This window comes from Agrobacterium sp. (assembly GCF_032092815.1).
Taxonomy (GTDB): Bacteria; Pseudomonadota; Alphaproteobacteria; order Rhizobiales; family Rhizobiaceae; genus Agrobacterium.
Window position 1 is genome coordinate 20797 of record NZ_DAMDBP010000049.1, and the last position, 8837, is coordinate 29633.

Here is an 8837-nt window from a genome sequence, read left to right on the forward strand (position 1 = left end):
CCCGGCGATCGGCGTTCTGAGTTCATGGGCGCTGTTGGAGGTGAACTCACGTTCTGCCTCAAGCGACAATCGCAGACGTTCCAGCAGCAGGTTTACCGAGCGGGCAATTGGATGCAACTCGCTTGGCAGCGGGCTTGCATCGACTGGTGCCATGTTGCCGCTGTCCTTTCGTCCAATGTCGTCGCGCAGTTCCTGAATGGGATACAGCGTGCGCCGAACGACAAAAATGACGGCGATGATGCTGGCTGGAATAAGGATGATCAGCGGCAGGAACAGCGCCACACCAGCTTCGACAATGGCTTCGCGACGGTTAGCAAAAGCATCGGCCACCTGCAGGAAAATGGCGCCGTCGGGTGAAACTGCGGTGTAGATACGATGAGTTGATGTGTCCGCAAATCCGGCTGCCAAAGGAACGTCATAGGGTTCGATGGCGCTATCATGCGAATGGATCAGAACATGCCCCAGGCGGTCCCGTGCCTGATAGGTGAGATATTCGGTCCCGGCAGCCTGCTGGGTAAAGTCGAGTTGTGCAGCAGAAACGCCGCTTCCCTGAATGTCACTCACCACAAGGGGTAGCAGACGCTCAGCGGTTTCTTCGACCGCGCTGTCGAAAATCTCGGCAAACTCGTCCTGCATGACCATGATGCCCAGACTGGATGCAAGCAGCCATGCAATGGCAACAACTGCGGTTACAGCAAAAACGAGCTTGCGGGTCATGCTCATCTTGGCATTCATATTGGCCTCAACGGATTGTGTAACCGATGCCGCGCACGGTCTCTATGCGCCCGTGCCCGATTTTTTTGCGCAGGCGGCTGACGTAAACTTCAACCGTATTGCTTTCGATCTCGGCACCGAATTCATACAGCGTTTCGCTCAGTTGTGTTTTGGAAACAAGCGCTCCGGGGCGCTCGATCAGCTTGTCCAGAACCGCCCATTCGCGTGCGCTCAAGGATATGGGTTTGCCATGCACGGCAATGCTGCGCACCGCCTGATTGATTTCAATATCCGGCAGGGTCACCACAGAGACGGATCTGCCTTCATAACGGCGTGATACAGCCAGCATGCGAGCTGTCAGTTCCCCGAGATTGAAGGGCTTGACGAGATAATCGTCTGCTCCAGCATTCAGTCCCTCAATACGGTCAGAAACCTGATCATGTGCGGTCAAAATGATAACCGGTGTTGAGTCATTGGCGGAGCGCATTGTTTTGAGCAATGTCAGCCCTTCACCGTCGGGAAGGCGTAAATCCAACAGTACCAGTCCGTAGCGAACTGTCTGTGTTGCTGCAATGGAATCGGCAAGGTTCTTGAACCAGTCCACGGCATGGCCAGATGCAGCGACATGGTCGCGCAGCGCCTCTCCAAGTACATAATCGTCTTCAACCAGCAGGACCCGCAAGACAACCCCATAAAGCGATTTATCATTGCGTATTCTGTAAGAGGTCAAGGCGTCAAGCCATGACCTTCTTGTCGCGGTTGAGGCCGTGTCTGTTTTCATAAAACCAGATGACTGGCGAGGGCATATAGAAACAGCACTGCATTGGCGACCAGCAGGCAAAACACGGCAAAGGAGCCGAGATCCTTTGCATGTCGCCCGGTTGTTGAAATCTCCGGTGAAATGCGGTCGATGATTTCCTCGACCGCAGTGTTCAAGGCCTCTGCCGATACCAGCGCCAGAAACAGGATGACTGCAGCACAGATGATTGTCAGACTGACGCCAAGCGACAGGTAGACCGTCATCAGGAGCACGAAGGTGAACACCTCGTGCCGAAAGGCTGTTTCCTTCCAGGCACGCCGCGCTCCGGCTGCAGAATAACGCGTGGCTGCCATTAAATGCGTGATCCCGGTGAGTTTTGTATAATCTGGCATCACACTCATGAGACCTGATTGCTCCTGCAGCGATTGAAGATGTCCAGCTTCGGATCATAGACCGAGGTCTGCACGTTCATCATGCTCAAAATGCTATGGAAAAAATTGTCATGAGAGTGCGAATGGGCGGTTGCTTCCTGTGCCATACAAGCGCGGTCCAGTCCCATGGATTTGGCAAAGTCATTATCGAACCACACCAGAAACGGCACATGGGTTTGTTGGTCGGGGGCCAGGAGGTAGGGCGTGCCGTGCAGATATAGACCGTTTTCTCCCAGCGACTCGCCATGGTCGGACGCGTAAATCATCCCGGTTGCCAGTTTGTCTGATTTGGCTTTCAGCTTGTCGATGATCGTTGCCAGGAAATGATCCGTGTAGAGAAGCGAGTTGTCATAGGAATTGACGATTTGTGCGTCGGTGCAATTACCAAGCTCTGCCGTCTCGCAATCTGGCGTGAAGACCTTGAATTCAGCCGGGTAGCGCAAATAGTAGGTCGGACCATGGCTGCCCATCTGGTGCAGAACGATTACGCTGTCCTTGGTGATGGAGTTCAGCCAGGCATCCAGCTTCTCCATGAAGATTTCGTCCTTGCACTCACCGCCGGTGCAAAAGCGTGGATCATTGGTGGCGGCGAGATCGGTAAAGTCTATACGGTCGGCTACAGCCTTGCTGCCGGTGTTGTTGTCCAGCCATGTCGTGCTGATGCCGGCATGGGACAGAACATCCATGACGTTCTCGTTGCTGAGGCCTTTGCTGTGTGTGTACTCGGCGCGGGTGAACTTAGAAAACATGCAAGGGATGGAGGTTGCTGTTGCCGTGCCGCAGCTTGAGGTATTGGGGAAATAGACAATGTCGCGCTTGGCAAGCTCAGGATTGGTATTGCGGGCATAACCGTTCAGCGAGAAGTTGGCAGCCCGTGCGGTTTCACCGGCAACGATGACAGTCACTCTTGGTTTTCTGACGCCACCAGCTGCGGCCATGACTTTGGCATCCAGTCCGGTCGGTTCCGCAATGATCTTTGCTTCCTGCCCGGCCTGCATCAGATAATGCACGGTGCTGGAAATAGGCGTTATCGGGTTTATGCTCTTTACGATGTCGCGATGCTGGCGGATTGCTGTTGTAAATGTCTTGGAATTTGCAAAACCGATCAACAGGACCACTGAAAGGCATGCCAGAACCGTCAGGGTGTTGCGCAGCAGTTTTTGCGGAAAGGGTTTGTGCCGGACACGCACGACAGCGAGAAACAGGATGGGCAAACCAGCAAATAGCGCCATGTAGGACACGAAGCCCCATGTCAGCAGGTTTCCTGCCTCGGCAGGCGTCGTTTCAAAAACGTTGCGGATCATGTCACTGTCAACGATGACGCTGAAGCGGTCAATGAACCAGGAGGCGGATGCGGCGACAACAATAAGCGACGCCAGAAATGGCTTGATGACGTATTTGATGGAAAAGATGGTGATGATCGCAATGAACAATGCGCTCATCGCCACATAAAGGGCGGTAATCGCGACAGGGTAGGGCGAGAGATAGGTGTGAATTTTGCCCCAGAAGGTTCTATTGAGGAAAAAAAGCAGAAACAGTGCACCAAGTGCACTCAAGGTTCCGCTTCCGATGACGGGACGATAGACTTCGAGCCTTTCGGATTTCGCTGTAAGAAATGCCAATTTGCCACCTGTATTTTTGACTTCGATCATCTGCCGGGCAATTGGTTTCAGACACCTTGCGGGCAACGGGAACGCAAAATTACAACCGGCTCTGGTGGCTAGATGTCCGGCTTTTCTGACATGAACCTGAATGGCGCTGACATGATGCATCTGTCGATCGAGTAAAACAGATGACGTAACCTACAGAAATCAATTCCGCTTTTGTCTGTGATGCTGTAGTTCGATATCTGGCTAATGGATATGCTGCCCTACAATGCAGCTGTTTGATAAAGCCGAATGATTGGGAAGGTTGCAACTATGAGTGAACTGGCTGATTGGTTATCTGATGCAAATCCGATCAGTCGGAAAAATGCCGCTGAATCGGTGTTCGAAGATATTCGTTCTGCAATAACATCTGGACGTCTGTCGGTTGGTGCACGATTACCATCCGAAAGCAGCCTTGCGGTTCGTTACGGGGTCAGCAGGCCGATTGTGCGTGAAGCTCTGCGCTCGCTGCAAACGCTGGGACTAACGCAAACACGTACGGGCAGCGGCACCTTCATTCTCACATCTACACCCAGCACCGAACTGAGTTACGGTAGTTATTCCGCACGAGATCTGATTGAGGCACGCCCCTTCATCGAGGTGCCGGCGGCAGGCTGGGCGGCTGTGCGCAGAAGCGAGGAACAGGCGGCAGGCCTGTTGCAGCTCTGTGACGCCATGGACCGCCAGACAGATCCTCACAAGTGGGTTTTGCTGGACTCCGAATTTCACACGATGATTGCCGAAGCGTCTGGCAATGCCGTGTTTGCAAAAATCGTGACCGATGCGCGCGGAGCAATCTCGCAGCAGTCGGAATTGCTGAACATGATGGCGCATCGTCGCGAAGCCTCGAATATTGAACACCGCCGGATTGCCGAAGCAATCCGGGCGGGCAATGAGCAGGAAGCCATCGAGGCGATGGAAAGCCATCTTGGTCAGGTCAAGCAGGTGGTGACCAGCATTATGGGAGCGGATCGCCCCCGGCACTCGTGACATCCTGCAGATTGGCCAGTCTTTCTGGCTTGAGTGCTTCGAGCAACTGTTCCGCGGTGAGATAACCGCGGTCCAGCACGATTTCCGGAATGTTGCGACCGGTTGACAGGGCTTCACGGGCAATCTGCGTGGCCGCATAATAACCGATCAGCGGATTGAGCGCGGTTGCAAGGCCGATTGATTCCTCCAGACGCAGTGCCATGATTGCCGGGTTGGCAACAATGCCGTCGACACAACGTTCGGCAAGTGTGCGGCATGCGGCGCTCAGATGGCTGATGCTATCGGAAAGCGAACGCACGATGATTGGTTCAAATGCATTCAACTGCAATTGCCCGCCCTCGGCTGCCATGGTGATGGTGATGTCATTGCCAATCACCGAAAATGCCACCTGATTGACAACCTCCGGGATAACAGGATTGACCTTGCCTGGCATGATGCTGGAGCCGGCCTGAACCGCAGGCAGGGTGATTTCGCCAATGCCTGCGCGTGGACCTGACGACAGAAGCCTGAGATCGTTACAGGTCTTGGACAGCTTGACCGCGATGCGCTTCAACACACCGGAGAGGTGGACAAATGCGCCGGGATCCTGTGTTGCTTCAATCAGGTCGGCAGCCGTGACAAGAGGCCGCCCGGTCAATTCAGACAGGTGCTCGCAGGCGCGTGCGGCATAACCGGCCGGCGCATTCAAGCCGGTGCCGATTGCAGTCGCACCGAGATTGATTTCATGCAGCAATGCGGCTGATTCAATCAAACGTGCCCTGTCTTCACCCAGCATCACCGCAAAGGTGCGGAATTCCTGGCCGAGTGTCATTGGTACCGCATCCTGCAACTGAGTGCGACCTACCTTGAGGATGCTGTGGAATTCCTGTGCTTTTCTCTCAAATGCCTGCTGCAACACTCTCATGGCATCCGAGAGATCATCAATCGCTTCAATCAGGCCAACGTTGATGGCAGTTGGGTAGGCATCATTGGTCGACTGGCTGAGATTGACGTGATCATTTGGGTGCAACTGGCTGTAGTCGCCCTTTTGATGGTTCAGGATTTCCAACGCGCGGTTGGCGATCACCTCATTGGCATTCATGTTTGTTGAGGTGCCAGCACCGCCCTGGATAACATCGACGACGAACTGGTCGTGCAGGGCGCCATCGCGAATTTCCCGGCATGCGGCGACGATGGCGTTCAGCCTGTCCTTGTCCAGCAGTCCCAATTCATGATTGGCAAGCGCTGCCGCCTCCTTGACATAAGCAAGGCCGCGAATGAGGTAGGGGTAGCGCCCGATCGGCGTGCCGGTGATCTGGAAATTGTCGACGGCGCGCGCCGTATGAACACCCCAGTAAACATCTGTCGGAATTTCTTTTGGACCGAGCAAATCGTGCTCCGTACGTGTCGTGACCACATTGTCCTCCTATGGATCGTGACATAATCTGTATAGCTGTAAGACAGATTACTGTCTCTGTATGCCTGTCGCTTGGAAACGTCAACTCAGCAAAATCAAGCTTGACGGAAGGCATGTGGTGCGAATATGAGGAAAATATCTGTCATACAGCATTACAGCATAGCCAATTATGATGCGGTTCGATGCTGCGCTTCTCAGCGGCATAAGAAAAACAGCATTTCCATTCGAAGGTGAAAACACGAACCATCGAAAACAGGCTCAGAGGGAGGAGCTATGTCAGTCGAGAATTTGCATAAAACTAGTGATGACCGTGCCGTTTTTGCCGAGGAAGACCTCGGCTACCACAAGGCGCTGAAACCAAGGCAGATCCAGATGATCGCCATTGGTGGCGCAATCGGTACAGGTCTTTTCCTTGGAGCAGGTGGACGTCTGGCCATGGCCGGTCCTGCCTTGATCTTCGTTTACGCGCTTTGCGGTTTCTTTGCGTTTCTGGTGCTGCGCGCGCTGGGCGAATTGATCATGTATCGCCCGAGCTCCGGTTCCTTCGTGTCATATGCACGTGAGTTCTACGGTGAGAAAATGGCCTTTGCGGTTGGCTGGATGTATTGGCTGAACTGGGCCATGACATCGGTTGCCGATGTGACCGCCGTTGCGCTCTACATGAACTTCTTCAAGCAGTATGTTCCGTGGCTTGCCAGCATAGACCAGTGGGTATTTGCCTTGACCGCCCTGGTCGTCGTACTCGCGATGAACCTGCTTTCGGTGAAGGTGTTTGGTGAACTGGAATTCTGGTTCAGCCTTATCAAGGTGCTGGCCCTGGCGACATTTCTGGTTGTCGGCGTGTATTTCGTGATTTTCGGCACACCGATTGAAGGGCACACCGTCGGTTTCAGCCTGATTACCCAGAACGGCGGTTTCTTCCCCAATGGCATATTGCCTGCCTTCGTCATCATCCAAGGCGTGGTGTTTGCCTATGCCTCTATCGAATTGATCGGCACGACGGCTGGCGAGACGGAAGATCCACGCAAGGTCATGCCACGCGCTATCCGCACCGTGGTTATCCGTCTTCTGGTGTTCTATGTCGGTTCCGTGCTGCTACTTTCGCTGCTGTTGCCCTACAACGCCTACAAGGCTGGCGAGAGCCCGTTCGTGACGTTCTTTGGCGCAATCGGTATTGAAGGCGCAGACATCATCATGAACCTCGTGGTTCTGACTGCGGTACTGTCGTCACTGAATGCTGGCCTTTATTCGACTGGTCGTATTCTGCACTCGATGGCGATTTCCGGTTCGGCTCCGGCTGCACTTGCCAAGATGAACAAGGCTGGCGTGCCCTATGGTGGCATTGCTGTGACTGCAGTTGTCACGGTTATTGGCGTTATTCTCAATGCCATTGTGCCCGCCGCTGCTTTTGAAATCGCATTGAACCTGTCTGCACTCGGCATTATCTGCGCATGGGGTGTGATCATCCTTTGCCAGCTCAAGCTGTGGCATTTGTCACGTCGTGGCGATGTGGCGCGTCCTGATTTCCGCATGTTTGGTGCGCCATACACCGGCATTATCACGCTTGTTTTCCTGTTCAGCGTGCTTGTGCTGATGGCGTTTGATTACCCTGCGGGAACCTGGACGATTGCTTCCATCTTGATAATCGCTCCGGCGCTTGTCATAGGGTGGTATCTGCTTCGTGACCGAATCCAGCAAATCGCAAACGAGCACAATAAATCGGACGTTCCAAGCAAGCGGGGCCTGCTGTGAAGTCGCAATACATTCTTCCGCTGGTGGCAGTCATTGCCACCGGTGGTACGATTGCAAGCAAACGGAGTGAGGACGGTTCCAGCAAACCGGCCCTCACTGGCGAGAGCCTTTTGTCTGGTCTTGGCGACATGCCGGCACGGCTCAAGCCTGTCGAGCTGATGGCGAAGGATTCGTCGAGCTTGACATTGGCCGATATGCAAAACATCAGTGATGAGGTCGGCAGGCAGTTGCTTGCCCCTGACATCACAGGTGTTGTCATTCTGCATGGTACGGATGCCATGGAAGAAACTGCAATGCTCGTGCATCTGCAGCACAGGCTTAACAAGCCGGTTGTTTTCACGGGCGCACAGTTTACGGCAGATCATCCCGATTCCGATGGCCCCGCCAATCTGTTCGCGGCCATCAATCTGGCGGTTGAACACGCAAATTCGCAACGGGGCGTGCTGATCAGTTTCGGCGGACAGGTTCTGTCAGCCTGGGGGCTCTACAAACATTCGGCCGATCACGCCGATGCCTTCCGTTTGGCAAGGCCTGACATCTGTCCTGACATCGCGATTTACCCAAAACCGGTCAATGGTATCCGTGTTGATATCGTCGCCATCTATCCCGGCTGCCACCCCACCCATATCGATGCCAGCATCGCTGCCGGTGTTGATGGTATCGTGCTTGCAGCACTGGGCTCCGGAAATGCCAATCCTGATGTGGTGAAGGCGGTCAAGCGCTGCAGCGACAAGGCCATACCTGTCGTGGTTTCCAGCCGGGTTCCAACCGGTTTACTTGTGGCAGGATATGGTGGCGGTGGCGGTGGCCATGATATGGGTGTGGCCGGTGCCGTTCATTCAAAAACACTTCGGCCGGGGCAGGCACGAGTACTACTTGCTGTCCTTATTAGTAATAGTGCGACAACCGAGTTGATAACCAATTCCTTCAATGATTGACGGCTGAGCTGGCCTTGTCCCTATAACTGTGTCCGCATCGGTGGCATCGTGTGATCAATGTCTAGAAAAAGGAGATTGTCATGCGCGTCACGAATTGACTGGCGAGTAAACGCGCGGTTATCGCGGTGTTGCTGGCGGCCAACAACCGTGGAGTTTAGGTCGTGTCCCCATAACGGGGTTCATGTCTGTGGCGTTGTGTGATTCAATCAC

7 protein-coding genes and 1 pseudogene are annotated in these 8837 nt (G+C 54.1%); 3 read left to right on the forward strand and 5 right to left on the reverse strand.

Annotation, left to right across the window (positions count from 1 at the left end; genetic code table 11):
• The 4 genes and pseudogenes from RT613_RS20655 to RT613_RS20670 form a co-directional block, all read right to left on the reverse strand.
• Window positions 1–735: pseudogene (locus RT613_RS20655) on the reverse strand (two-component sensor histidine kinase); the annotation flags it as partial.
• Window positions 736–742: 7 nt separating this feature from the next.
• Entirely contained in the window at window positions 743–1396 is a 654-nt protein-coding gene (locus tag RT613_RS20660) for a response regulator (protein ID WP_313618265.1), read from the reverse strand.
• A 95-nt stretch (window positions 1397–1491) separates the two neighbouring features.
• Window positions 1492–1827, reverse strand: a complete 336-nt coding sequence (locus tag RT613_RS20665; protein WP_313618259.1) for a diacylglycerol kinase — start codon at window positions 1825–1827, stop codon at window positions 1492–1494.
• A gap of 44 nt (window positions 1828–1871) precedes the next feature.
• Complete coding sequence (locus RT613_RS20670) at window positions 1872–3557, reverse strand: phosphoethanolamine transferase (protein ID WP_409558871.1); 1686 nt, start codon at window positions 3555–3557, stop codon at window positions 1872–1874.
• A gap of 267 nt (window positions 3558–3824) precedes the next feature.
• Between RT613_RS20670 and RT613_RS20675 the strand changes: the two genes are divergently transcribed.
• Window positions 3825–4541 (forward strand): FadR/GntR family transcriptional regulator, encoded by a 717-nt coding sequence (locus RT613_RS20675; protein ID WP_313618261.1) that lies wholly within the window; start codon window positions 3825–3827, stop codon window positions 4539–4541.
• Here the strand turns inward: RT613_RS20675 and RT613_RS20680 are convergent.
• Window positions 4510–5937 (reverse strand): aspartate ammonia-lyase, encoded by a 1428-nt coding sequence (locus RT613_RS20680; RefSeq protein ID WP_313618262.1) that lies wholly within the window; start codon window positions 5935–5937, stop codon window positions 4510–4512. The genes RT613_RS20675 and RT613_RS20680 overlap by 32 nt on opposite strands.
• A 273-nt stretch (window positions 5938–6210) precedes the next feature.
• Between RT613_RS20680 and RT613_RS20685 the strand changes: the two genes are divergently transcribed.
• Together RT613_RS20685 and RT613_RS20690 are read left to right on the forward strand one after the other, a co-directional pair.
• Window positions 6211–7689: an amino acid permease gene (locus RT613_RS20685; protein ID WP_313618263.1), complete on the forward strand. Its 1479-nt coding sequence runs from the start codon at window positions 6211–6213 to the stop codon at window positions 7687–7689.
• On the forward strand, window positions 7686–8627 hold the full coding sequence (locus RT613_RS20690) for an asparaginase (protein ID WP_313618264.1): 942 nt from the start codon (window positions 7686–7688) through the stop codon (window positions 8625–8627). The genes RT613_RS20685 and RT613_RS20690 overlap by 4 nt, the downstream gene beginning before the upstream one ends.
• The last annotated feature ends 210 nt before the right edge of the window (window positions 8628–8837 follow it).

Coding starts and splice junctions, on each gene's coding strand:
- RT613_RS20665 (WP_313618259.1), bottom strand. CDS start 1,827: ATGGCAGCCACGCGTTATTCTGCAGCCGGAGCGCGGCGTGCCTGGAAG.
- RT613_RS20670 (WP_409558871.1), bottom strand. CDS start 3,557: ATGATCGAAGTCAAAAATACAGGTGGCAAATTGGCATTTCTTACAGCG.
- RT613_RS20675 (WP_313618261.1), top strand. CDS start 3,825: ATGAGTGAACTGGCTGATTGGTTATCTGATGCAAATCCGATCAGTCGG.
- RT613_RS20685 (WP_313618263.1), top strand. CDS start 6,211: ATGTCAGTCGAGAATTTGCATAAAACTAGTGATGACCGTGCCGTTTTT.